Raw genomic sequence first — 24,488 nt, forward strand, 5'->3', positions numbered from 1 at the left:
TGCGATGTGTTGGCGCCACGCGTGGGCTCGGCGAGCCCACCCTACGTATTGAGCGTGGCTTTCATGGATTCCATCTCGGCCAGGATCCACGCCCGGAAATGCTGGACCTTCGTCATCGCCTCCTTGTGCGGATTGACGAGCAGTCGGTACCCGTAGCCGAACGGCGCGCTCCTGCACGCGAGCTGAAGGAGTGTCCCCGCGCGGATGTCCTCGAACGCGATCCCGTACGGCACGAGGCCGATCCCCTGGCCCGCGACGGCCGCCTGTGCCAGCACGCCCCAGTGGCTGTACGTGCGCGCAAAATCGTAATCGCCTTTCAGCGCGCGGTTCTCGTTCAACAGCTGCAGCCACGTTTCCGGCGTGCGTTCGCACAGCAGCGGGAATCGGGTCAGGTCGGATAACTGCAGGGCATCCTGGCCCTCCGCCAGCAGGTCCGGGCTGTACACCGGCACGAGCCGCTCGCGGAACAGCAGGGCGGGGTCGTCGTCGCGCACGGGGCCGTAGCGGATCGCCACGTCGACGGTGTCGTCCTCGATGTCCACGGGCGTGTCGTTGGAGTCGATACGCAGGTCCAGCTCCGGATGCAGCTTGGTGAAGCGCGACATGCGCGGCACGAGCCACTTGATCGCGAACGAGTGCGTGGTCGAGATCCGAAGGACCGCTTCCTCGTCGCCCCGCTGCAGTGCCGCCACCTTGCCGCGCAGGTCGGCCAGCATGCGCGCGACGACGATCGCCAGTTCCTGCCCCTTGGCCGTCAGCGCGATGTGGCGCGGATGCCGCACGAACAGCGGAAAACCGATGGCTTCTTCCAGTTGCTTGACCTGCAGGCTGACGGCGGCGGGCGTCTTGTGCAGCTCGCGCGCGGCCAGCTTGAAGCTGCCCCAGCGCGCGGCGCAATCGAAATCGATCAGGCCCGAGAGGCTGCGCAGCGGCTTCACGCCATCCCCGAGCGTAAGTTTTTCTTATTCATATCATTTATTTTTCTCGGTTGAACAATTGCCGTTCTAGTTACAGAATATAACGGATTCACCAAAACAGTGCTACGAGCCTCGCCCACAGACTAAGGAAAACTTCATGCCCAAGAATGTCCTGGTGATCGGCGGTACCCGTTATATCGGCAAGCTGCTCGTGCAGCGGTTGCTCCGCGCCGGCCATCGCGTCACCATCGCGACGCGCGGCTATGCTCCCGACCCGTTCGGCGACCGGATCGCGCGCGTGCGCGTCGACCGCCGCAACGAGACCGCGATGCGCAATGCGTTCGCCCATCGCGGCCCGTTCGACATCGTGTACGACCAGATGTGCTACAACCCGCTGGACGCGGCCATCGCCGTGCGCACGTTCGCGGGCAAGGTGGGGCGCTACGTGATGGCGTCCACGATCGACGCTTACCGCGCCCTCGGCTACGACCACGCCGACCCGCTGCGCGAGAGCGACCTGGCCGTGGAGGCGCAGCCGATCGACACGGGCTATCCGTGGCACGACCCGTGTCGCGCGACCGAGTGCTACGTCGCGGGCAAGGTGCAGGCGGAGGCCTATCTCGTGCGCGACGGCTCGCTGCCCCTCGTCACGCCGCGCCTGGCGCACGTGCTGGGCGGGCCGGAAGACTTTACCGGCCGCCTCGCGCACTACGTGGAACTGGCGCGCATGAACGGGGTGCTGGAGTATTCGAACCCGGACGCCGTGTTGTCCTTCATGCCGCTGCAGGGCGCGGCCGACTTCCTCGTGTGGGTCGGGATGCAGGATTTCACGGGGCCGGTCAATGCGGCCTGCGACGGCGCGCTGTCGGCAAAAAGCCTGTACGAGCGGGTCGGCGCCGTGCTCGACACGCCCGTACGCATGCGCCAGCGCGTGCCGCCGGCGGAGATGGGGCGCCTGTCGCCGTTCGACGTGCCGGGCGCGATGGTGCTCGACACGTCGCGCGCGCAGGCGCTCGGTTACCGGTTCGGCCATTGCGAGGACTGGATCGACGCTACGATCCAGTTGCACGACCTGGCGTTCGTGTAAACGACAACGGTGGCCTGCGGGCCGCCGTCGAGGACGAAGCGTGACGTTTTACTTCACGCCGTGCATCAGTTTCTGGATCAGCGGTGCGACCAGGAACAGCAGCACGCCGGCACCGATCAGGGCCCAGAAGCCGAACGTGTAGCCGGACAGCGCCGATTCCACGGTCATGCCTTTTTCACCCGAGACCACGGAAGCGAAGATGCCCGACAGGTTGTTGCCGATACCGGTGGACAGGAACCAGCCGCCCATGCCCAGGCCCACGAGGCGGGTCGGTGCGAGCTTGGTCACCATCGATAGGCCGATCGGCGACAGGCACAGCTCACCGATGGACTGGATCACGTACACCATGAACAGCGTCCAGAACGGGATCTTGCTGTCGGCGCCGACGAGGTGCTGCAGCGCGAACATCAGCAGCAGGAAGGCGAGGCCGTTGAAGATCAGGCCCAGGCCGAACTTGCGCGGGATCGACGGGTTCTTGCGGCCCATCGCGACCCACACGGCGGCGACCATCGGCGCGCACACGATGATGGCCAGCGTGTTCACGGACTGGAACCAGCCGGTCGGGAAGGTCCAGCCGCCGAAGTCGCGGCGCACGATGTATTCGGCCAGGAACGTGAACGAGCTGCCGGCCTGTTCGAAGAAGCACCAGAACATCACGTTGAAGAAGAAGATGACGAGCATGGCGATCGTCTTGTCGCGCACGACCGCGCCGCCGCGGATGCCTTCCACCATCAGCATGATCGCGAGGATGATGAAGAGGACCGACAGCACGCCCTGCAGCTTTTCCGCGCCGAGCTTCAGCAGGAAGTACACGACCGGGATGACGAGCAGCGAACCGATGACGACGCCGACGAGGCGTACCGGACTGGCCAGCGGGCCGGTGGCGGCGCCGATACCCTTCAGCATGCGACGGCCGATCTGGAACCAGATCAGCGACAGGATCATGCCGACGCCGGCGGCGAAGAACACGACCTTGTACGCGGGCACGCCGGTCTGGCTGGACATGCTCTGCGCCAGCGCGCCGGTCAGGATCGGGGCGAGGAAGCCGCCGCCGTTGATGCCCATGTAGAAGATCGTGAAGCCGGAATCGCGGCGCTGGTCGTTGATGCCGTACAGCTGGCCGACCATGGCGGAGATGTTCGGCTTGAACATGCCGTTGCCGACGATGATCGTGGCGAGACCCAGCTTGAAGATGTCCGGGTTGGGAATGGTGATGGCGAACAGGCCGGCCACCATGAACGAGGCGCCGACGAGGATCGAGCGCTGGTAGCCGATCACGCGGTCGGCGATGTAGCCGCCGAACACGGCGCCGGCATACACCAGGGCGAGGTAGGAACCATAGGTCAGGTTGGCGTCGGCCTGGCCCACGCCGCTGCCGCCGTAGAACTGGGCGACGATGTAGAGCACCAGGGCCCAACGGATGCCGTAGAAAGCGAAGCGTTCCCAGAATTCGGTCATGAACAGCATCCAGAGGGGCGCCGGATGGCCCATGATCTGCTTGAATTCCGGGACCGCCTTCGGTTCGGCGGTTGAAGTAGCTGCACCGCTCATGCGGTTCCTCCCCTAATCTTTTTAAGAGTGATTGTCTTTTCCTGGCCTGCGCGTCCTGGGTAAGGACCGCGGCTAGCGTCGCATTTTAGTGGAAATAGTGCATATGGGGCCAGCTTTTTACAGCTCAGCCATATGCGGAATCGGCATAAGCGAAAACGGAGACGCAAACTCGGTTGACTTGTCGTATATTGGAGCAAAAGCCACACCGATTCACAGAAGAGAAAAGGAATACACCATGAACTACGACGTTGTCGATACGCTGATTTCTCCGGAAGGCCGATTGGAAGTCCTGTCCAAGGCCGAAGTGGCCAAGCTCCTCGATACGAGCCAGGGTGGGCTCTACCAGATCTTCCGCAAGTGCGCGCTGGCGGTGCTCAACTCCGGCAGTTCGATCGACGACGGCAAGGAGCTGCTCGAGCGCTACAAGGATTTCGACATCAAGATCATCCAGCGCGAACGCGGCATCAAGCTCGATATCCGCGGCGCGCCCGCGCACGCCTTCGTCGACGGCAAGATGATCAAGGGGATCCACGAGCACCTGTTCTCGGTCCTGCGCGACATCGTCTACGTGAATTTCGAAGTGACGGACAATCCGCGCTTCGACCTCACGCGCCCGGAGGGCATCACCGACGCCGTCTTCCACATCCTGCGCAACGCCAACGTGATCCAGCCGCAGCGCAACCCGAACCTCGTCGTGTGCTGGGGCGGCCACTCGATCAACCGGGTCGAGTACAACTATTCGAAGCACGTCGGCTACCAGCTCGGCCTGCGCGAACTCGACATCTGCACGGGTTGCGGTCCGGGCGCGATGAAGGGGCCGATGAAGGGCGCCACCATCGGCCACGCCAAGCAGCGCCTGCAGGGCGGCCGCTACCTGGGCATCTCGGAGCCGGGCATCATCGCGGCGGAATCGCCGAACCCGATCGTCAACGACCTCGTGATCATGCCGGACATCGAGAAGCGCCTCGAAGCCTTCGTGCGCACGGGCCACGGCATCGTCGTGTTCCCGGGCGGCGCCGGCACGGCGGAAGAGATCCTGTACATCCTCGGCATCCTGCTCCACCCGGACAACGCGGAACAGCCGTTCCCGCTCGTGTTCACGGGCCCGGCGACGGCGCGCGAGTACTTCGAACAGATCGACCAGTTCATCGGCCTGACCCTGGGCGAGGCGGCGCAGCGCCGCTACAAGATCATCATCGACGACCCGGATGCGGTGGCGCGCGAGATGCAGCAGGGGATCCGCCAGGTGCGCGAATTCCGCAAGTCGCGCAGCGACGCGTACTACTTCAACTGGGGCCTGCGCATCGATCCGGAATTCCAGAAGCCGTTCCGCCCGACGCACGAGAACATGCGCAACCTGTCGCTGCACAAGAACCAGGAAACGCACTTGCTGGCCGCGCACCTGCGCCGCGCGTTCTCCGGCGTCGTCGCGGGCAACGTGAAGGAAGAGGGCATCCGTGCGATCGAACAGTTCGGCAAGTTCGAGATCCATGGCGAGAACGAGATCATGGCGCCGATGGACAAGCTGCTGCAGTCGTTCGTGGAGCAGAGCCGCATGAAGTTGCCGGGCAAGGAGTATGTGCCTTGCTATCGGGTGGTTCGATAAGGGAAGCCAAACGGTCGTCTGCGGCGTGTGGTGGGCGGCCGTTTCCCTGAGATCGGCCTCTTTTGCCGGCTATATGGGCAATCCTTATGTAGGGTGTGACGCCCGATCCGGGTTACCAGTGTGCCTTGAATCTGTCGACAAGACCGTACAGGCGCATCCAGACAAAGGTCCCGAGAACGCAAAGGGCAATCAGTAGCCAACCCGGTATGGAGTACGTGCTTTTCGGGAGCGCGAAATTGACGAATGCGCCTATAAGAAAATTCAGTGCTGCTCCTCGAGCTATTTTTTCTCGTGCTGTCAATTGAAGCAGGTAGCGGGCACTTTCGTCGGCGGAGGGTTTGATAATCCTGATCGTGTTTTTGTAAGAGGTGCCTGAAGCAGCCCCGAACCTTCTTTTGGCGAAGTTTCGTAGGCGCTGCGTCGCCATCGAGGCAAACACGTCCACAAACATGCCGGCGACGTAAGCAGCAGGCAAGCCGACGGCAATCAGTACTTCTTTATAATCCGACCATTTTTCTGTCGGCGGAAGTAACGGAATGATCCCGAAAAAATGCGCCACGGGCAAAATCCAAACCAAGGCCAGTATGCCGACGATGAGATGCTCGACAAGCGCTGCGAAGAACTGCATGTTATCCACCTTTCTCGTTGCCTGGACCGTGAGTGGGATCTTCTGGCGTTGCAATTGCACGTCATATCCATTTTTGCACGGACTTCTACTCGTGTGATTGTCATGCCGGGAGTCGGCGAAGAAAAAGGCGCGGACGATTTCTCGTTCGCGCCTTTTTCGTGATGCATTGCATCGCTCCGTCGATCAATCTTCCTTGCGCAGGTGCGGGAACAGCAGCACGTCACGGATGTTCGGCGAATCGGTGATGATCATCATGAGACGGTCGATGCCGATGCCGCAGCCGCCGGTGGGAGGCATGCCGTATTCCAGCGCGCGGATGTAGTCGGCGTCGTAGTACATCGCCTCCTCGTCGCCCGCCTGCTTCGCTTCGACCTGCGCCAGGAAGCGTGCCGACTGGTCTTCCGGGTCGTTCAGCTCCGAGAAGCCGTTGGCGATCTCGCGGCCCACCATGAACAGCTCGAAGCGTTCCGTGATGCCTTCGCGCGTATCCGACGCGCGCGCCAGCGGCGACACTTCGACCGGGTAGTCGATGATGAAGGTCGGCTCCCACAACTGCGCTTCCGCCGTCTCTTCGAACAGCGACAGCTGCAGCGCGCCCAGGCCCGAGATGGCGTGCGGCTTGACGCCGAACTTCGCCAGTTCCGCCTTCAGGAAGTCCATGTCGTGCAGCTGTTCGTCCGTGTAGTGCGGGGCGAACTTGTTGATGGCCTGGACGATCGTCAGGCGGTGGAACGGCTTGGACAGGTCCAGCGCGCGGCCGCCGTACGTCAGTTCGGCCGTGCCGTGGGCGTCGATGGCGGCCTGGCGGATCACGGCTTCCGTGAAGTCCATCAGCCACTTGTAGTCGGTCCACGCGGCGTAGAACTCCATCATCGTGAATTCCGGGTTGTGGCGGATCGACACGCCCTCGTTGCGGAAGTTACGGTTGATTTCGAACACGCGGTCGAAGCCGCCCACGACGAGGCGCTTCAGGTACAGTTCCGGCGCGATGCGCAGGAACATCTGCATGTCGAGCGCGTTGTGGTGCGTGATGAACGGTTTCGCCGCGGCGCCGCCCGGGATCGGGTGCAGCATCGGCGTCTCGACTTCCATGAAGCCGTGGTCCTGCATGAAGCGGCGGATCGACGAGATCGCGGCCGTACGTGCCTTGAACGTGCGGCGCGTTTCCTCGTTCATGATCAGGTCGACGTAGCGCTGGCGGTACTTCGTTTCCTGGTCGGCGAGGCCGTGGAACTTGTCCGGCAGCGGACGCAGCGACTTGGTGATCAGGCGGAGCAGGGTGACCTTCACGGTCAGCTCGTCGGTCTTGGTCTTGAACAGCGTGCCCACGACGCCGAGGATGTCGCCCAGGTCGTAGTGGCGCAGCGCTTCCATCGCTTCCTCGCCCGTGTTGTCGAGGGTGACGTAGATCTGGATGCGGCCGTCGGCGCGCAGGCCCGACGCATCCTGCAAGGTCGCGAACGCGGCCTTCTTGCCCGCTTCGCGCTTGAGCATCATGCGGCCAGCCAGCACGACCTGCTGCGGTTCCGCTTCCAGCTGTTCGCGGGTCCAGCCGCCGAACTGCTCGGTGAGATCGGCCGCCTTGTGCTGCGGGACGAAGTCGTTCGGGAACGCGATGCCTTTTTCGCGGATCGCGGCCAGCTTGGCGCGGCGCTCGGCGATGATCTTGTTGTCTTCGGCCGCGAGAGTCGTGGGCTCGTTCTGCTGTTCTTGGTTTTCGTTGCTCATGTCAGTGTCTGTCTAGTTTGGAATCACGGGTGCCGAGCAGCTCGCCGACGTTCAGGTCGCCTACGCGCAAGTCTTCGTAGTGCTCCACGATGCGCACGATATTGTCGAATTCGCGGAAGGCCTCGGCGGGCAGGGTGGTCGTGATGACGACGGCCTTCATGCCGGCGCGGCGCGCCGCTTCCACGCCCATCGGCGCGTCTTCGAACACGATGCAGTCGCGCGGGTCGACGCCCAGCTTCTCGGCCGCTTTCAGGAAGACGTCCGGATGCGGCTTGCCGCGCGCGACGTCGGCCGCGCCGACGACGGTGTCGAAATGGCGGCGCAGGTCCAGCTCGTCGAGCGTGAAGACGATGTTCGCGGGCGGGGCGGACGTCGCCACCGCCAGCTTCACGCCTTGCGCGCGTGCGGCCGTCACAAACGCCTCGAAGCCCTGGATCGCGCTGCGGTGCGGGCCGTACATCTCGCGGTACAGTTCATCCTTTTCGTGCGCCAGCACGGCGATCTCGTCGTCCGTGATCTCCGGGCCGAGGCGTTCGCGCAGGATCTCGCGACCCTGCGCGCCCGCCGTCTCGCGGAAGAACGCCTCGGCGTCGTACGTCTTGCCGTGGCGCTCGAAGAACGCCAGCCAGGAATCCGTGTGGAACGCCATGTTGTCGACGATGGTGCCGTCCATGTCGAAGATGAAGGCCATCGGCTTACACCCCTTGCTTCAGCGAAGCGGAGATGAAGTCGTCGAGGTCGCCGTCCAGCACGTTCTTCGTGTTGCCGGTCTCGAAGCCGGTGCGCAAGTCCTTGATGCGCGACTGGTCGAGGACGTACGAACGGATCTGGTGGCCCCAGCCCACATCGGTCTTCGAATCTTCCAGCTTCTGCTGTTCGGCCATGCGCTTGCGCAGTTCCAGTTCGAACAGCTTGGCGCGCAGCATGTCGAAGGCTTCGGCCTTGTTGCGGTGCTGCGAGCGGTCGTTCTGGCACTGCACGACGATGCCCGACGGGGCGTGGGTCAGGCGCACCGCGGAGTCGGTCTTGTTGATGTGCTGGCCACCGGCGCCGGACGCGCGGTACGTGTCGATGCGCACGTCGGCCGGGTTGATTTCGATTTCGATCGATTCGTCGACTTCCGGGTACACGAAGATCGACGAGAACGACGTGTGGCGGCCGTTGGCGGAGTCGAACGGCGACTTGCGCACGAGGCGGTGCACGCCCGTTTCCGTGCGCAGGTGGCCGTAGGCGTATTCGCCTTCGACCTTGATGGTGGCCGTCTTGATGCCGGCGACCTCGCCCTCGGACAGTTCCATCACCTCGGCCTTGAAGCCCTTGCGCTCGCAATAGCGCAGGTACTGGCGCATCAGCATCGACGCCCAGTCCTGGGCCTCGGTGCCGCCGGCGCCGGCCTGGATGTCGATGAAGCAGCTGGCGTGGTCCATCGGGTTGCTGAACATGCGACGGAATTCCATCGCCTCGATGACCTTCCTGATTTCCCCGGCATCGCCTTCGACCGACTCGATCGTGGCGTCATCGCCTTCTTCGCGCGCCATCTCGAACAGGTCGGCCGCGTCCGTCAGGTCGGCACGCGCCTTTTCCAGCGTGAGGACGACGCCTTCCAGCGCCTTCTTCTCGCGGCCCATCTCCTGGGCGCGTTTCTGGTCGTTCCAGATGGCGGGGTCTTCCAGCTCCTGGTTGACCTGCTCTAACTTCTCCGCTTTGCGGTCGAAGTCAAAGATACCTCCGAAGTTCGGCTTCACGGCTGGTCAGGTCGTTCAGCAGGGAGGAGAGGGCATTGATGCGTTCAGCTTCCATGGTCTGTGGCAATTTTCTGTGGTTGAATCGAACCGGAGATTATACCTTAGTGCGCGCATGCTTTATGATGCGAGCCCATGACGCGCCACCTTTCCCACCTGTTCCGCCTGCTGCCGCTCGCGGCCATGGCCGCCGCCGCCGGCGCGGCACCTGTGCCGCGCGCATCTTTGCCAGCAGGCACTCATGCCACGCTCGCGATCCTGGAGACGACCGACCTGCACGCGAACGTCGTCGGTTACGATTATTTCAAGCTGGCGGCCGATCCGTCGCTGGGCCTGGACCGGACGGCGACCCTGATCGCCCAGGCGCGGCGCGAGTTCCCGAATACGGTATTGCTCGACAACGGCGACACGATCCAGGGCAGCGCGCTGGGCGATTACCAGGCCGTCGTCGCGCCGGTGAAATGCGGCGAGCTGCTGGGCATCCACAAGGTGATGAAGCGGCTCGGCTATGACGGCGGCGGGGTCGGCAACCACGATTTCAATTATGGCCTCGGCTTTCTCGGCCAGGTCACCGGCAACCGTTTCGACGTGCCCGGCGTCCCGCGCGCGCAGAAACCCTGCGCCGGTCCCGGCTTCCCGATCGTGCTGGCGAACGTCGTGAGCGTCAGGACGCACGGGCCCCTGTTCGCGCCGTACCGCATCATCGAGAAGCGCGTGCGGGCCGAGGACGCCGCCGGCAAGCCCGTCGAGGCAACGGTCAAGGTCGGGATCATCGGCTTCACCACGCCCACGATCCTGTCCTGGGACAAGCGCTGGCTCGAAGGCCGCGTCACCACGGAAGGCGTCGTCGAGACGGCGCGGCGCTACATACCGGAGATGCGCGGGAAGGGCGCCGACGTGATCGTCGCGATCTCGCACGGCGGCCTCGATGCGAGCCCGTACTCGCCCACGATGGAAAACGGGAACTACTACCTCGCGCAGGTCCCGGGCATCGACGCGCTGCTGCTGGGCCACGCGCACCAGCAGTTCCCGAACCCCACGAGCACGGTGGCGCAGTTCAATCTTCCGAACGTCGACAAGGCGCGCGGCACCGTGTTCGGTGTGCCGACCGTGATGGCGAGCCTGTGGGGCAAGCACCTCGGCGTGATCCGCTTCGACCTGCGCCACGACGGCAAGGGCTGGACGATCGCCCGTGACAATACCGTCGTCGAGACGCGCGCCACGCAGCAGGCGGATAAATCGTACGTGGCAGCCGACCCGGCCGTGCTCGACCTCGTGCGCGCCGGGCACGAGGCGACGATCCGCTATGTGAAAACGCCGGTCGGCAGCACGGACTTCCGCATGTCGACGTATTTCGCCGACCTGGGCGATCCGTCGGCGCTGCAACCCGTCAACGCCGCGCAGGCGGATTACGTGCGCGCCTACGTGAAGGCCAACCTGCCGCAGTACGCGAACCTGCCGGTGCTGTCCGTGTCCGCCGCGTTCAAGGCCGGCGCGGCGGGACCGGGCGATTACACCGACGTGGCGCCCGGCAGCCTCGCGCTGAACAACGCGGCGGACCTCTACCTGTACCCGAATGCGCTGTACGCCGTCAAAGTCGACGGTGCGGCGCTGACGGCCTGGCTGGAAAAGGCGGCGCACCGTTTCAACACCATCGACCCGGCGCGCACCGAACCGCAGGAACTCGTCAACGGCGGCTTCCCCAGCTATAACTTCGACACGGTCACCGCCCCCGATCTGCACTACGAGATCGACGTGACGCGCCCGCCCGGCCAGCGCATCCGCAACCTCGAGTGGCAAGGCAAGCCGGTGGCCGGCGGGCAGGCGTTCCTCGTCGCGACGAACAACTACCGGGCGAGCGGCGGCGGCAACTTTCCGGGCCTCGACGGCAGCAAGACGGTGATCGCGTCGCCGGACACGAACCGCGACGTGCTGATCGCCTGGATCCGCGCGCGCAAGCGGCTCACGCGGGCGGCCGACGGCGCGGCGCGCAGCTGGCGCTTCACGCCCGTGACGACGGCCGGACCGGTCGTGTTCCACGCGCCGCCGGGCAAGCTGGACCTGGCGCGCGCCGCAGGCATCGGCAACGTCACGGAACTGCGCGCGGACGACGGCCAGGGCAAGGGCTTCGCGCTGTACGCGGTCGACCTGTCGAAATGAAGAGAATGTTCGCAGCCATGCTGCTGGCCGCGCTGGCGCTGCCTGCGTACGCCGACGCAGGCGTGGACGACCGGCGGCATCGCCTGCAACAACGGGCGGAAGGCGGCGCACCCGCCGCGATGTTCCTGCTGGCGCACATGCTGGCGGACGGAGAAGGCGGGCCGCCCGACGCGGTGGCCGCGCGCGCGTGGCTGGCGCGGGCGGCGGAGCTGGAGTACCCGGAAGCGTTGCAGGAGCTGGCGCTGTCCGAGCCGGACCCGCGGCGGGCGGACATGCTCATGCGCGCGGCCGCGCACGCGCTGGCCCACCGCGCGCACGCGGCAGGCCGGCATTGATCAGTTGCGGCTGTTGCGGCCCGTGGCCTGGATCTCGCCCGAGGCGATCTCGGCCAGGTCGATGAGACCTTGCACTTCGGCCGCGCGCAGGCGGCGCGGTTCGCGGTCGATCACGCACAGGGTGCCGAGCGGCTGGCCGGACTTGTCGCGCAGCGGCACGCCGGCATAGAAACGGATGTGCGGTTCCTGCAGCACGAGCGGATTCGTGCGGAAGCGCTCGTCTTCCATCGCGTCTTCGACGACGAACAGCTCGTTTTTCAGGATCGCGTGCGAGCAGAACGCCCAGTCGCGCGGCGTCTCGCGGGCGGCGAGGCCGACCCGGGCCTTGAACCACTGGCGGGTCGACGTCAGCAGGGAGATGAGGGCGATCGGCGAGCCGGTCACCATCGAGGCGAGGCGGACGAGGCGGTCGAAGCGGGCTTCCTCGTCGGTGTCGACGAGGCCGGTGGCGGCCAGCGCGGCGAGGCGCGAACGTTCGTTGGCGCCGATGGGGTAACCCGGCTGCGGCGCCGGCTGGTATTCCTTGTCCGTGCTGGGATTCGGGGTCGACCGGGCCTGGTCGTCGCCATGCATCAGGCCTTGCACGAGGGAGAGGCGCGTGCGGCGGTGTCCGCCCGGCGTTTTCCACGATTCGATCGCGCCGCTTTCCATCCAGATCTGCACCGTGCTCGTCGCCACGCCGAGCAGGCGCGCCACTTCGCTCGTGGTCAGGATCGGATCGTCTTCTTGTAAGTTGCTTTGCATAAACTTCCTCACTTCACGCCAGTATAGCGGATTCGGAGGGATCACATTTCTTAAAAACTAGTTGCTCCACGGTAATGTGTTTGCTGGCCAACACTTTCTCAGTGAACCGCGTGCTTTTCCGGCTGCACGAGCACGAACGGGCTCACGACGGACGCCCACAGAAGGGTGTCGGACGCCTGCCAGGTGCTCGCCTGCACGTCGGATACCTTGGCAACCTTGCCTTCGTTCATCCAGCGGTTGATGGCATCCTTGTCATCGTGGGCGATGCGCAGGGCGACTTCGACGAGGTCCAGGTCTTCGCTCACATACACGACGGAACCGTGGGCGAAATGGCGTTCGAGTTCGGACCAGTGCACGCGGGCGGTCTCGCGGTTGATCTTGTCGTGCAGTTCGGTGTCTTTGAGCGGATCGGTTTTCATGGCGGTGTCTGATTCAGAGGGGTTCGATGGCGGGAAGCGGCGAACCCGCCCATGTTAACCGATATGCATGGCCCTTGCGGACATTGCCGACCAATGCGGGGCGGAAGCATGCGAGATTCGTGCCCTCTGGCCGCCGCACGCTCGGGTAGATGACGCCCATCGAACCCGCCTCCAGCAGCTCCGCCGCCAGTGCCTGCGATGCGACGTAGCTGTCGGCCGCGAGGCAGTCGTCCCAGGTATCGGCGCCGCGCAGGTCGTGGAAGCTGGCGCTGAAGTCGGCCAGCAGGGCCTGGTAACTCACGCTGTCGTCGAAGCGGCCGATTTCCTGGTATTCGACGGCCTTGTGGAACGCCACCTCGGCCAGCGCCGTCTCGATCTCGAACGCGCAATACCATGCGCCCCGTTCGCCGTCGTTGAAACGGCTGCCTTCCGGCCGCGCATACGTGTAGGCCGCGTTGATGATGCGGAAGTTCGGCACGCCGAACACGAGTTCGTCGACGCCGATCCCCGGCAGCAGGCCGGACTCGCCGCGCAGGCGGTCGTTGGTGGCGTTGTCGAGGTCGAACAGGTCGCGCAGCATGCCATCGTCATCGGCGAGCGGAGCCAGCACCGAGTCTTCGAGGTCGGCGAAGCGCGACGGGATGAGGCGGCACGTATCGAACCGCCGCAGCGCGGTCAGGCGGGGGATGAGTTTCACTCACAGCCCTCCGCGACGGGCGTCGAGCAGGCGGCGCACGGTCTGCATCGCCAGCAGGCCGCCGCCCAGCATGTAGGCCAGCGGCGTGCGGCCGTTGAAGATGGGATTGGTGTTGGGGAGGTGGATCCATTCGTCGGCGAGCTTGTCGCCGTACAGGATGTGCAGGGCTTTATAGATGCCGAGCAAGTAGGAGATGCGCGTGATGCGGTCGACTTCCAGCACCCGCGCGGGGTGCTTCTTCCATTCGTAAAACGAGGACGACGACAGGCCGCCGAGCAGCTCGCGCGCATCCTCGTCGCGGATCTGCCAGGCGCCGGCCAGGCGAAAGAAACCTTTTAGGGCCGATTCCGACAGCCGTTCGCGCTCGGAGCGGGCGGACAGGTCGACAAGAACCGCCGGTTCGAACCGGCTCTTGGGGTAGGCGTAGGCGTAGCTCATGAGGAATCCTCCGGTTATGGACTATATATACTCCGCTTTCGGACATCGTGCAAGCATCTTGTACAAACCGTACTGCCGTGCCAGAATTCAAGGCTTGTCAAATCATCATCCTGGTAAACGACATCAAAGGGGGGCGCGATGCGTCTGCTGTCGATTGGGGTCATGTGCATCAGCACGCTGATGCTGGCTATGGCGAGCGCGGCGCGGCCGTCGCACGACGAGCTGAAGAAACAGGTGGCGGACACCGAACGTGCCTTCGCCGCGACGATGAAGGCGCGCGACCACGCCGCGTTCACATCCTTCCTGGCCGACGAGGCCATCTTCTTTGCCGGCCCGACTCCGCTGCGCGGGCGCGAGGCCGTCGCCAATGCGTGGCGCAAGTATTACGACGGCGAACGCGCGCCATTCTCGTGGGAGCCGGAGCAGGTGGAAGTCGTGGATTCCGGCACCCTGGCCTATAGCGGCGGGCCTGTCTACGATCCCAGCGGCAGGGTGGTTGGACGCTACAACTCGATCTGGCGGCTGGAAGCGCCGGGGCGGTGGAAGATCGTGTTCGACCGGGGCGAGGCGCCGCCCTGTCAGTGCGGCAAGAAAGAGTAGTCGGCCCGCTCAACATTGTGACTGCTTGCCTGGGCCGAATTGACACTCCCCGGGCCAATCCAGATACTCGAACGCCCAACAACAACGACGAGCAGGCTGGAGACATGATACCGATCCGAACCGTTGCACCGCTAGGGCTGCTGGCGCTCGCCCTCGCGCAATCCGCGTTTGCCGCGCAGGGCAAGCAGGTCGAAAAACTCGACCGCGGCGTCGTCGCCGTCGCCACCGGCGGCGGCGTCTTCGTCAGCTGGCGCGTGCTGGGCGTCGACGACCCCGATACCCGCTTCAACCTCTACCGCGACGGCGTGCGCCTGAACGGCGCGCCACTTACGGCGAGCAATTTCACGGACACCAACGGCACGCCGGCGGCCCGCTACACCGTGCGCGCGATCGTCGACGGGCACGAAAAGAAGGACGAAGCGGCCGGCGCCACGTGGAGCCAGCCCGTCCTGCGCATTCCCGTGCAGCGGCCGGCGGGCGGCGTCACGCCGAAGGGCGAGGCCTACACCTACGACGTCAACGACGGCACGCCGGCCGACCTGGACGGCGACGGCCAGTACGAGCTGATCGTCAAATGGCAGCCGACCAATGCCAAGGACAATTCGCAGTCGGGCTATACCGGCAACACGTATGTCGACGCCTATAAACTCGACGGCACGCGGCTGTGGCGCATCGACCTGGGCCGCAATATCCGCGCGGGCGCCCATTACACGACGGTGGTCGCGTACGACTTCGACGGCAACGGCAAGGCCGAGGTGATGCTGAAGACGGCCGACGGCACCGTCGACGGGCAGGGCAAGGTGATCGGCGCCGCCAATGCCGACTACCGCAATGCCAACGGCTACATCCTGTCCGGCCCCGAGTATTTGACGGTATTCGATGGCCGCACGGGCAAGGCGCTGGCGACCACGGATTATCTGCCGGCGCGCGGCTCGGTGGCGGCGTGGGGCGACAACTACGGCAACCGCGTCGACCGTTTCCTGGGCGGCGTCGCCTACCTGGACGGCCGCCGGCCCAGCGCCATCTTCTCGCGCGGCTATTACACGCGTGCCGTGGTCGCGGCGTGGGACTACCGCGACGGCGTGCTTTCCAGCCGCTGGGTGTTCGATACGGACAAGGAAGGCAGCGCCGTCCGCGGCCAGGGCTCGCACTGGTTCGCCGTGGCGGACGTCGACGGCGACGGCCGCGACGACATCGTCTACGGCGCGGCCGCGATCGGCAGCGATGGACACATGCTGTACAGCACCGGCCTGTGCCACGGCGACGCGCTGCACGTCGGCAAGCTGGACCCGACCCGCGCCGGCCTGCAGGCGTACATGGTGCACGAAACCCCGTCCTGCTACGGCGCCACCGGCTCCGAGATGCACGACGCGGCGACGGGCAAGATCCTGTGGGGCGTCAGCGGCAGCGGTGCGGACGTGGGCCGCGGCGTGTGCGCGGACATCGATCCGAACTACCTGGGCGAGGAATGCTGGGCGTCGCGCGGCGGGCTGATGGCGGCGAACGGGCACCAGATTTCCACGGCGCGTCCGGGGAACATGAATTTCGCCAGCTGGTGGGATGGCGACCTGGGCCGCGAACTGCTCGACGGCACCGTGATCAACAAATGGCAGCCGGCGACGGGGAGCGTCGTGCGCCTGCTCGACGGTGCGCCGTACGGGGCGGCGTCGAACAACGGGACCAAGGCGACGCCGGTGCTGTCGGCCGACATCCTCGGCGACTGGCGCGAGGAAGTCGTGTGGCGCACGGCGGACAACTCGGCCCTGCTCGTGTTCACGACGACGGCGCCGACCACGGCGCGCATCCCGACCTTGATGCACGATCCGCAGTACCGGGCGCAGGTGGCGGGGCAGAACGCGGGGTATAACCAGCCGCCGCATCCCAGCTTTTACCTGGGCGAGGGGATGGGCGCGGTGACGCAGGCCCCGATTTTTACGCGTTGAACGGCGGGTAGGGTGGGCACCCCGTGCCCACGCGGACGCCGGCGAACTGCAAACGTCCCGTGGGCACAGGGGTGCCCACCCTACCAGGCGGAAAGTGGGTCATGCCGGCTCCGCGTGCTCCACCAGCAGCTGCACCTTGGTCACCCCGTTGTATTCGTTCGCATCGAGCCGGAACGCCACCCGCGCCTTGTCGCCCAGCGCATCCGTGTGCCCGAACCAGATGGCATCGTAGCGCCGCCCGTTCCGCTCCAGCAGCAGCTTGAGGTGCTTGTCCTTCAGGATGCGCTGGCTGACGACACGGAATTCGTCGCAGAACACGGGCGGCGCGAACCCCTGGCCCCACACCTGGCTGTCCAGCAGTTCGATGAACTGCGTGCTGTAGAAATCGTCTTCCAGCGGGCCGTCCGTCTCGACGACGCGCTCCAGTTGCGCCTCCGTCAGCCACGCGCGGCCGACGGCTTCGAACGCCTGCGCGAACGTGTCGAAATGGTCGCCGCGGATCGACAGGCCGGCTGCCATCGCGTGCCCGCCGAACTTGTCGATCAGCCCCGGCACTTTCTTCGACACGAGGTCGAGCGCGTCGCGCAGGTGGAAGCCCGGGATCGAGCGGCCGGAACCCTTGATCCAGCCGTCGCCCGCGGGCGCGAACGTGATCGTCGGCCGGTAGAATTTCTCTTTCAGGCGCGAGGCGACGATGCCGATCACGCCCTGGTGCCAGCCGTCGTCGAACACGGCGATGGTGCTGGCGTCCGCCGGCTCGAAATCGTCCAGGTGCAGCAGGGCCGTACCCTGCATGTCGGCCTCGATCTCGCGCCGTTTCAGGTTGATGTCGTTGAGTTCCTGCGCGATGGCCCAGGCGCGGCCCTCGTCGTCCGTGATCAGGCATTCGATCCCGAGCGACATGTCCTCCAGGCGGCCGGCGGCGTTCAGGCGCGGGCCGAGCGCGAAGCCGAGGTCGAACGGCGAGGCGCAGCGCGCCTCGCGCCCCGCCACGCGGAACAGCGCCGCGACACCCGCATGCATCCGGCCCGCGCGCATGCGCTTGAGGCCTTGCGCGACGAGGATGCGGTTGTTCGTGTCGAGTTTCACGACGTCGGCGACGGTGCCCAGCGCGACGAGGTCGAGCAGGTTGTCGAGCTTGGGCTGCGTCTGCGCGTCGAACACGCCCCGCTTGCGCAATTCCGCCCGAAGGGCCAGCAGCACGTAGAACACGACGCCGACGCCGGCCAGGTGCTTGCTGGGGAACCCGCATTCCGGCTGGTTCGGGTTCACGATCACGCGCGCGTCCGGCAGCGCGTCGCCCGGCAGGTGGTGGTCGGTGACGACGACGTCGATGCCGCGCGCCTTTGCCGCCGCCACGCCGTCGATGCTGGCGATGCCGTTGTCGACCGTGATGATGATGTCCGGCGCTTTCTCGCGCGCCGTCAGTTCGACGATTTCCGGCGTCAGGCCGTAGCCGTATTCGAAGCGGTTCGGCACGATGTAGTCGACGCGCGCGCCCATCGCGGTGAGGCCGCGGATCGCCGTGGCGCAGGCGGTGGCGCCGTCGCAGTCGTAATCGGCGACGACGGTCATCTTCTTGCCGGCCGCGATGGCGTCGGCGAGGTAGACGGCCGCCGCGTCGATCTGGCGCAGCGCGCCGGGCGGTACCAATGCTTGAAGTCCAGTCTCCAGTTCGCGCGGGTCGGTCAGGCCGCGGGCCGCGTACACGCGCGCGAGGACGGGGTGGATCCCGCCCTGGCGCAGCATTTCGGAGAGTCTTACGGGGCAGGGGCGGATGGTGATGCGGGTTTTCAAAGCAGTCGTTCCAGGGTCGGGCGGCGCCAGAATTTACGTTGCGCCAGCGGGGTCGTCGTCGTTTCGAGGTGGCCGTCGCGGTGGCTCAGCACGAGGCGCACCTCCTTGATGCGGCCGGTTTTCAATGCGGCCAGCAAGGGCGCGAACAGCCCGGTCTCCAGGCGCTGCATCTGGTGCAGCCAGCCATGCCAGTCGGCCGCGATGCCGGGCGCCGCCACGTTGCCGCAGGCGAGCAGCCAGTCGTCGCCGCCGTCCAGCAGCGCGTCGACGTCCGCCAGGCTGTCCAGGCGGCGGTCGGCCAGCGCCGTCAGCCAGCCGGGCGTGTCGAACGCCGCCACGCGCGGGCGCACGAGCGGCTTGCCGGAGACCTTCGCCACCAGTTGCTGGGCGTGTTCGGTCGCCATGCTCGCATTCCCCCACGGCCAGAAGGAATTGATCGGCAACTGGCCACGCGCCTCGCGCGCCGCGTTGGCCGGGTCCGTGAACCACGTCACCTGCACGTCGTTCTGCAGCTTGCGGAACGCGCGCGCCTGCGGGCCGGACGGCATCCAGTCGGTCAGGTTCATGTTGACGGCCGCGTCCGGGCTCGCCGTCGCGATCTCGGTCCAGTCGTCCGCGCGCATGAACCACGTGTCGGGGGCGCCCCATGCGAGCGCGTAGCCGGCGTCCTCGAAGCAGGGCCGGGCGCTGTCGAACAGGGCGCGCGCTTCGTCCTCGCGCAGGTCGAGCTGGCGCATGTCGTCCATCTGCAAATGCGTGCGCGCGATCTGGATATGGGTCGGGTTCACGACGAACCACATGCCGTCCTCCGGATCGAGGCCGATTGCGCGCATCGCGCTGGTCGCGACCCCCGGCACGAGCCCGTGCGCGACGCCCAGCGTCCGCGCGATCCAGAGCTCATGCGGCAGGACGCGTGCGTCGGTGTCGAGCGGGCGGTAGCGCGCGTCTGATACTTTCGATAACAGCGCGGCCAGCGCCGGCGCCTGCAGGGCGCGGGTCAGGTCGGGCGCGAATTCGGGAGCGGGGAGGGCGAACGGCAGGACGAGCGAAATGTGGGCCATCCCTCTATTTTAGGCGAAATGGACTCAGATGTCCGCCCCCGGTCCCGGCGTCGTCACGTCCGGCGAGGTCGTCGGCGCGGTCGTCGAATCGGGCGGCATGCCGGCCGACCCGCCCGGCGGCAGCATCCCGGGAACGGGCGTCAGCCCGATCGCCTCGTGATACCACCCCTGGACGAGGACGAGGTGCCGGTGCTCGTCTTCCAGCGCCAGCGTGAAGCCGGCCACGAGGTCGTCCTGGCCGGCCTCGCCCGCGAGCGCGATCAGCGTCTCCCAGCCGGCGCGATCGGCCAGTTCGGCCGTCAGCAGCGCGTGCAGCGATTGGGCGAGGCTCGTGCGCGGATCGTTCAGCACCTGCACGAAACCCAGCGACTCGACGCCGGTCACGTCCGCGCTGGGCGTCTGCGCCGTCGGATCGCCGCCCAGCGATTCGATCGCGTCCTTCAGCAGCAGGAAGTGGCGGGCTTCGTCGCGGCGGATGGCGGCGACGTGGTCGCGCGTCATGCCGGCGGGGCCGCCCTGCATCACGTCGCATTTTGCCAGCAGCGCGTCGTACAGACGGGTGCCCGTGCGTTCGAACGCGAGGCGTTCGCCCAGCTTGTCGAGCAGGATCTGCGGCCGGTCGCCCTTGAGCATGTGCATGCCCATGTTGACGGCGCCGGCGACCGAGCCCGGCATGGGGATGGAGCCGATGTCGCCGGCGTCCATGATGAGCGCTTCGCGCGCGTCCAGCAGGGCGCGCTCGTCGCCCGGCGCGCCGCGGATCGGCGCGTTGTCGCTGCCCTGCATGGCCGCCGTGTCGATGGGCGACATCTGCACGCCCGTCCGGTTCATGCCGAGGTGTTCGGTCTGCTGTGCCATGGTGTCTCCGTTGCGGTTCAGGGCTGGACGACGCCACCCTGGTTGGCGGGCAGGGTCGTCGTGACGGCCGTCGTGGTGGCGGCGCCATGGCTCACGAGTTCCGTGCCCGGCGTCCAGACGTAGCCGGCCGCCACCGCCGCGCTGGGCGAGCCGTCGCCGTTCATCTGCCGCCGGTAATCGATGCTGGCCTGGTCCTCGTGCGCCTTCGGCACGAATTGCGTGCCCAGCGCGCGCAGGTCGACTTCGCTGGCCAGCACCTGCCGCACGTAGTCGCGCTGGCTGCGGAACGGGATCGGGCCTGAAAAATCGCCGACGATCTCGGCCGGATCGCGCCGCTCGTAGCGCCGGAACGCGTCGGCGGCCATGTGGAAGTGGCCCAGCTCGTAGTCGAGGCACCGCTCCCAGATGGCCTTGACGTGGTGGTTCGTCTCCGTCTCGACGCAGCTGTAATAGGTGTAGCACTCGTTCGCCTCGTGCAGCATCCACTGCTCGACCCACGTCTCCGTCGGGTCCAGCAGCGATTCGTATTGCGTGACGTGCTGTTCTTCCACCGAGGCGATCTCCGCATACAGCTGGCGCGCGACCGGGTCGGCGAACGTCGGGCCCACGTTCATATAATAGTTGTGGGTCTGCGCCTCGGCCGCCGTGATCGTCAGCGCATGCAGCTTGCTGAGCATCGCGGCCATGCTGCGGTCGTACGGGATGCGCAGGTCGTCGCGCGGGGCGCGGTGGTGCTCGGGCGTGGGGCGGCCGGGGAGGATGTCCGTATAGCTCTGCAGGATATTGTTCGCATCCTTGCCCTCCACGCGGTCGAGCAGCGCCGCATAGCGGTACAGGTGGTCGAAGTCTTCCAGCAGGCCGAAACGATACACGCCGGACAGGTAGTCGTCCGGCTCGGCCCGGGCCACGCTCGCCGTCAGCTCGATGGCCAGCTGTTCATAGGCGATGGTCGTCTCGAGCGGAGAATGATCGGGCGCCAGCAGCCAGTTCACCATCGTGGCCTGGTGCTGCTCGACCCGCCTGACGTCGGCCAGCGGCTGGCGCAGCGCCATGTTGCAGCGCGCGGCCATGTGCGAGAAGCGCAGGGCCTCGAGCTCGATGCCGTTCATGAGGATGATGCGCATGCGGGTAAAGGCATCGTCGTCCAGCTTGCTGATCGGCCTGCGCACCATGTCGCGCCACGTGGTGTGCTGCCGGTCGAGCGGCGTGCCCTTCGAATCGAAGACGGAAAATGCCATGGTGGGCCTCCTGTCTGCGTTCGATAGTCTTGCCGCGCCCGGAGTTCCGGACTTTTTATGGTGTGTGCAAGATAGAAAAAGTACTTCCAATTGTGACAACGCCCCACATGGATGAGCGTTGTGTGGCAAACTGCGGGACCCAAGCATTTACCATGGAGCCCATGAGCCTCATCCACAAACTGCCGTACGAATGGCTGGTCGGCTTGCGCTACACGCGCGCCGGCAAGCGCAGCAGCCGCAACAGCTTCATTTCCTTCATCTCGCTGATCTCCGTGTCCGGCATCGCCCTCGGCGTGGCCGCCCTGATCGTCGTGCTGTCGGTGATGAACGGGTTCCAGAAGGAGGTCACGGACCGTATGCTGTCCGTGCTCGCGCACATCGAAGTGTTCGACGCGAGCGGCACCATGCCGAACTGGCGCCAGGCCGAGCAGGAAGCCTTCCGCAACCCGGCCGTGCGCGGCGCCGCGCCGTTCGTCGAGACGCAGGGGCTGCTGGTGCGCGAGGACACGATGAAGCCGGCCGTCATCCGCGGCATCCTGCCGTCGGAAGAGCACAAGGTGTCGGACGTGGCGAAGCAGATCCGCCAGGGCAGCATCGAGAGCCTCAAGTCCGGCGAGTACAACATCGTCATCGGCTACGCGCTCGCGCGCTCGCTCGGCGTGGGCATCGGCGACAAGGTCAACATGCTGCTGGCGCAGGGCCAGACGACGCCGGCCGGCATGGTCCCGCGCTCGCGCGTGTTCACGGTGAGCGGCATCTTCGAGGCCGGCCACTACGAATTCGATTCGGCGCTCGCGTTCATCAACATCGAGGACGCGCAGCGCATGGTGCGGATCGACGCGCCGAACGGCCTGCGCCTGCGCATCGCCGACATGCACCAGGCCCCGTTCGTCGCCCAGGAACTCAAGCGCAGCATGTCGGGCGAGCTGATCATGCGCGACTGGTCGCAGCTGAACGCCAACTGGTTCGCCGCCGTGCAGACGGAAAAGCGCATGATGTTCATCATCCTCACGCTGATCATCGCCGTCGCCGCGTTCAACCTCGTCTCGACCCTCGTCATGACGGTGACCGACAAGCAGCCCGACATCGCCATCCTGCGCACCCTCGGCGCGTCGCCGCGCTCGATCACGAAGATCTTCATGATCCAGGGCGCCCTCGTCGGCATCATGGGCACCGCGGCGGGCGTGGGCCTGGGCGTGCTGGTGGCGCTCAATATCGACGTCATCGTCCCGTTCATCGAGCACCTGCTCGGTGTGCAGTTCCTGTCCAAGGATATTTACCTGATCAGCGAAATCCCGTCCGACCTGCGCTGGCCGGACGTCTCCAAGATCGGCGGCGTCTCGGTGCTGCTGGCCTTCGTCGCGACCATCTACCCCAGCTGGTCCGCGTCGCGCGTGAAACCGGCGGAGGCACTCCGCTATGAATGACATGAATGTGAATACCGCTGTACTTGCCTGCCGCAACGTCGCCAAGACCTTCCGCCAGGGAGACTACTCGGTCCAGGTGCTGGACAACATCGATTTCTCGATCGCCCGCGGCGAGCGCGTCGCCATCGTCGGCGCGTCCGGCTCCGGCAAGTCCACGCTGCTGCACATCCTGGGCGGGCTGGACACGCCCAGCACGGGCAGCGTCACGCTGCAGGGCGAGGACTTCGCGACCTTGTCGGAGACGCGCCGCGGCGAGCTGCGCAACCGCTCGCTCGGCTTCGTCTACCAGTTCCACCACCTGCTGCCGGAGTTCACGGCGCTGGACAACGTCGCGATGCCGCTGCTGATCCGGCGCATGAAGCGCGCGGACGCCGTCGCGCGCGCCGAGGCGATCCTGGCGCGCGTGGGCCTGACGCAGCGCGCCATCCACCGGCCGGGCGAACTGTCCGGCGGCGAGCGCCAGCGCGTGGCGCTGGCCCGCGCCCTCGTCACGGAACCGGCGTGCGTGCTGGCGGACGAACCGACCGGCAACCTCGACCACTCGACGGCGCAGGGCATCTTCGACCTGATGCTCGAACTGTCGAAGACCCTCGGCACCGCCTTCGTCATCGTTACGCACGACCCGGAACTGGCGCGCCGCTGCGACCGCGTACTGCGCATGACGGAGCACGGCCTGCAGCCGGCCGGGGCTTGACCCTTCCATGTGGATCGACACGCACTGCCATCTCGACGCCCACGAATTCGGCACGGGGTCGGGAGCCATCGCTCGACGTGCGCAGGAACTCGGGGTCGGCATGATCGTGATACCGGCCGTCGCGCGCGATAACTTCGGCGTCGTGCGCGCTCTGGCAGGCAGCCTGCCCAACGCCAGCTATGCGCTGGGCATCCATCCGATCTACGTGCCGCAGGCGACGGACGACGACCTCGCCGAACTGCGGCGCCAGGTCGAGGCGTCGCTGGCGGACCCGAACTTCGTGGCCATCGGCGAGATCGGCCTGGACTTCTTCATCCCGATGCTGTGCGAGCCCGCGATGCGCGCGAAGCAGGAACGCTTCCTGCGCGAGCAGCTGCGCATCGCGCGCGACTTCGACCTTCCCGTGCTCACGCATGTGCGCCGCTCGCAGGACCAGGTGCTGAAGCACGTGCGCCAGATCCGTCCCGCGGGCGGCATCGCGCACGCCTTCAACGGCAGCTTCCAGCAGGCGAAGGCCTTCATCGACGCCGGCTTCCACCTCGGCTTCGGCGGCGCCATGACCTTTACGCGCGCGCTGCAGATCCGCAGGCTCGCCGTGGACCTGCCGCTGGAATCCATCGTGCTGGAGACGGATGCGCCGGACATCGCGCCGGCGTGGGTCCACCCGGGCCGCAACAGCCCGGAGCAATTGCCCGCGATCGGTGCGGCGCTCGCCGACATGCGCGGGCTCGATCCGGACGCCGTGCGCGCGGCGACGCACGCGAGCGCGCTGGCGACGATGCCGCGCCTGGCCGCGCTGCTGGGCTGATGCCCGGCTG

23 protein-coding genes are annotated in these 24,488 nt (G+C 66.2%); 9 read left to right on the forward strand and 14 right to left on the reverse strand.

Annotation, left to right across the window (positions count from 1 at the left end):
- Positions 1 to 41: 41 nt before the first annotated feature.
- Entirely contained in the window at positions 42 to 938 is an 897-nt protein-coding gene (locus tag ACEN98_RS29520) for a LysR substrate-binding domain-containing protein (protein WP_413388387.1), read from the reverse strand.
- A 136-nt stretch (positions 939 to 1,074) separates the two neighbouring features.
- Here ACEN98_RS29520 and ACEN98_RS29525 point away from each other — a divergent pair, with 136 nt between their 5' ends.
- A complete protein-coding gene (locus ACEN98_RS29525) occupies positions 1,075 to 2,004 on the forward strand; it encodes an NAD-dependent epimerase/dehydratase family protein (RefSeq protein ID WP_413388388.1) in 930 nt (309 codons plus the stop codon).
- Between the two features lie 48 nt (positions 2,005 to 2,052).
- Here the strand turns inward: ACEN98_RS29525 and ACEN98_RS29530 are convergent, their stop codons facing one another.
- Complete coding sequence (locus ACEN98_RS29530) at positions 2,053 to 3,555, reverse strand: peptide MFS transporter (protein WP_413388389.1); 1,503 nt, start codon at positions 3,553 to 3,555, stop codon at positions 2,053 to 2,055.
- Between the two features lie 235 nt (positions 3,556 to 3,790).
- Between ACEN98_RS29530 and ppnN the strand changes: the two genes are divergently transcribed.
- Positions 3,791 to 5,161, forward strand: coding sequence for a nucleotide 5'-monophosphate nucleosidase PpnN (ppnN, locus tag ACEN98_RS29535; RefSeq protein ID WP_413388390.1), 1,371 nt, complete (start codon positions 3,791 to 3,793; stop codon positions 5,159 to 5,161).
- Positions 5,162 to 5,273: 112 nt separating this feature from the next.
- Here the strand turns inward: ppnN and ACEN98_RS29540 are convergent, their stop codons facing one another.
- The 4 genes from ACEN98_RS29540 to prfB all read right to left on the reverse strand — a co-directional run bounded on the left by ACEN98_RS29540 (position 5,274) and on the right by prfB (position 9,317).
- Entirely contained in the window at positions 5,274 to 5,849 is a 576-nt protein-coding gene (locus ACEN98_RS29540) for a hypothetical protein (RefSeq protein ID WP_413388391.1), read from the reverse strand.
- 123 nt (positions 5,850 to 5,972) lie between these two features.
- Entirely contained in the window at positions 5,973 to 7,517 is a 1,545-nt protein-coding gene (lysS, locus tag ACEN98_RS29545; protein ID WP_413388392.1) for a lysine--tRNA ligase, read from the reverse strand.
- A gap of 1 nt (position 7,518) precedes the next feature.
- Entirely contained in the window at positions 7,519 to 8,208 is a 690-nt protein-coding gene (locus ACEN98_RS29550) for an HAD family hydrolase (RefSeq protein ID WP_413388393.1), read from the reverse strand.
- Positions 8,209 to 8,212: 4 nt separating this feature from the next.
- A protein-coding gene (prfB, locus tag ACEN98_RS29555; RefSeq protein WP_413388394.1) for a peptide chain release factor 2 occupies positions 8,213 to 9,317 on the reverse strand; the annotation gives its coding sequence in 2 pieces (ribosomal slippage) (positions 8,213 to 9,235 and positions 9,237 to 9,317; 1,104 coding nt in all).
- Between the two features lie 77 nt (positions 9,318 to 9,394).
- Here prfB and ACEN98_RS29560 point away from each other — a divergent pair.
- Together ACEN98_RS29560 and ACEN98_RS29565 are read left to right on the forward strand one after the other, a co-directional pair.
- Positions 9,395 to 11,419, forward strand: a complete 2,025-nt coding sequence (locus ACEN98_RS29560; protein WP_413388395.1) for a bifunctional 2',3'-cyclic-nucleotide 2'-phosphodiesterase/3'-nucleotidase — start codon at positions 9,395 to 9,397, stop codon at positions 11,417 to 11,419.
- The gene (locus tag ACEN98_RS29565) at positions 11,416 to 11,754 is read left to right on the forward strand and encodes a hypothetical protein (RefSeq protein WP_413388397.1); all 339 of its coding nucleotides are present in this window, start codon (positions 11,416 to 11,418) and stop codon (positions 11,752 to 11,754) included. The genes ACEN98_RS29560 and ACEN98_RS29565 overlap by 4 nt, the downstream gene beginning before the upstream one ends.
- Here the strand turns inward: ACEN98_RS29565 and ACEN98_RS29570 are convergent, their stop codons facing one another.
- The 4 genes from ACEN98_RS29570 to ACEN98_RS29585 form a co-directional block, all read right to left on the reverse strand.
- Positions 11,755 to 12,498 carry a GAF domain-containing protein gene (locus tag ACEN98_RS29570; RefSeq protein WP_413388398.1) on the reverse strand — a complete coding sequence of 248 codons (744 nt, stop codon included), beginning with the start codon at positions 12,496 to 12,498 and terminating at the stop codon, positions 11,755 to 11,757. It lies immediately after the preceding gene.
- 98 nt (positions 12,499 to 12,596) lie between these two features.
- Positions 12,597 to 12,917 (reverse strand): DUF2288 domain-containing protein, encoded by a 321-nt coding sequence (locus ACEN98_RS29575; RefSeq protein WP_413388399.1) that lies wholly within the window; start codon positions 12,915 to 12,917, stop codon positions 12,597 to 12,599.
- Between the two features lie 13 nt (positions 12,918 to 12,930).
- The gene (locus ACEN98_RS29580) at positions 12,931 to 13,614 is read right to left on the reverse strand and encodes an RES family NAD+ phosphorylase (protein ID WP_413343237.1); all 684 of its coding nucleotides are present in this window, start codon (positions 13,612 to 13,614) and stop codon (positions 12,931 to 12,933) included.
- Positions 13,615 to 14,052 carry an MbcA/ParS/Xre antitoxin family protein gene (locus tag ACEN98_RS29585; RefSeq protein ID WP_413388400.1) on the reverse strand — a complete coding sequence of 146 codons (438 nt, stop codon included), beginning with the start codon at positions 14,050 to 14,052 and terminating at the stop codon, positions 13,615 to 13,617. It abuts the gene before it with no gap.
- A gap of 180 nt (positions 14,053 to 14,232) precedes the next feature.
- Between ACEN98_RS29585 and ACEN98_RS29590 the strand changes: the two genes are divergently transcribed.
- Together ACEN98_RS29590 and ACEN98_RS29595 are read left to right on the forward strand one after the other, a co-directional pair.
- Entirely contained in the window at positions 14,233 to 14,652 is a 420-nt protein-coding gene (locus tag ACEN98_RS29590) for a YybH family protein (RefSeq protein WP_413388401.1), read from the forward strand.
- A 104-nt stretch (positions 14,653 to 14,756) separates the two neighbouring features.
- Positions 14,757 to 16,595, forward strand: a complete 1,839-nt coding sequence (locus ACEN98_RS29595; RefSeq protein WP_413388402.1) for a rhamnogalacturonan lyase — start codon at positions 14,757 to 14,759, stop codon at positions 16,593 to 16,595.
- Positions 16,596 to 16,694: 99 nt separating this feature from the next.
- Here the strand turns inward: ACEN98_RS29595 and recJ are convergent, their stop codons facing one another.
- The 4 genes from recJ to ACEN98_RS29615 are packed head-to-tail and all read right to left on the reverse strand — an operon-like array spanning position 16,695 to position 21,549.
- Complete coding sequence (gene recJ, locus ACEN98_RS29600) at positions 16,695 to 18,344, reverse strand: single-stranded-DNA-specific exonuclease RecJ (RefSeq protein ID WP_413389108.1); 1,650 nt, start codon at positions 18,342 to 18,344, stop codon at positions 16,695 to 16,697.
- 44 nt (positions 18,345 to 18,388) lie between these two features.
- Entirely contained in the window at positions 18,389 to 19,453 is a 1,065-nt protein-coding gene (locus tag ACEN98_RS29605; RefSeq protein WP_413388403.1) for a hypothetical protein, read from the reverse strand.
- 24 nt (positions 19,454 to 19,477) lie between these two features.
- Positions 19,478 to 20,311: a ferritin Dps family protein gene (locus ACEN98_RS29610; RefSeq protein WP_413388404.1), complete on the reverse strand. Its 834-nt coding sequence runs from the start codon at positions 20,309 to 20,311 to the stop codon at positions 19,478 to 19,480.
- A 17-nt stretch (positions 20,312 to 20,328) separates the two neighbouring features.
- The gene (locus tag ACEN98_RS29615; protein ID WP_413388405.1) at positions 20,329 to 21,549 is read right to left on the reverse strand and encodes a hypothetical protein; all 1,221 of its coding nucleotides are present in this window, start codon (positions 21,547 to 21,549) and stop codon (positions 20,329 to 20,331) included.
- A gap of 161 nt (positions 21,550 to 21,710) precedes the next feature.
- On the opposite strand from ACEN98_RS29615, the gene ACEN98_RS29620 reads away from it, so the two are divergent.
- From ACEN98_RS29620 to ACEN98_RS29630, 3 genes are read left to right on the forward strand one after another with little or no spacing between them, the layout of a single operon-like run.
- Positions 21,711 to 22,976, forward strand: coding sequence for a lipoprotein-releasing ABC transporter permease subunit (locus ACEN98_RS29620; protein ID WP_413388406.1), 1,266 nt, complete (start codon positions 21,711 to 21,713; stop codon positions 22,974 to 22,976).
- Between the two features lies 1 nt (position 22,977).
- Entirely contained in the window at positions 22,978 to 23,670 is a 693-nt protein-coding gene (gene lolD, locus ACEN98_RS29625) for a lipoprotein-releasing ABC transporter ATP-binding protein LolD (RefSeq protein ID WP_413389109.1), read from the forward strand.
- Between the two features lie 7 nt (positions 23,671 to 23,677).
- Positions 23,678 to 24,478 (forward strand): TatD family hydrolase, encoded by an 801-nt coding sequence (locus ACEN98_RS29630; RefSeq protein WP_413388407.1) that lies wholly within the window; start codon positions 23,678 to 23,680, stop codon positions 24,476 to 24,478.
- The last annotated feature ends 10 nt before the right edge of the window (positions 24,479 to 24,488 follow it).

The sequence above is a fragment of the Massilia sp. CT11-137 genome, from assembly GCF_047302885.1.
GTDB lineage: Bacteria > Pseudomonadota > Gammaproteobacteria > Burkholderiales > Burkholderiaceae_D > Telluria > Telluria orientalis.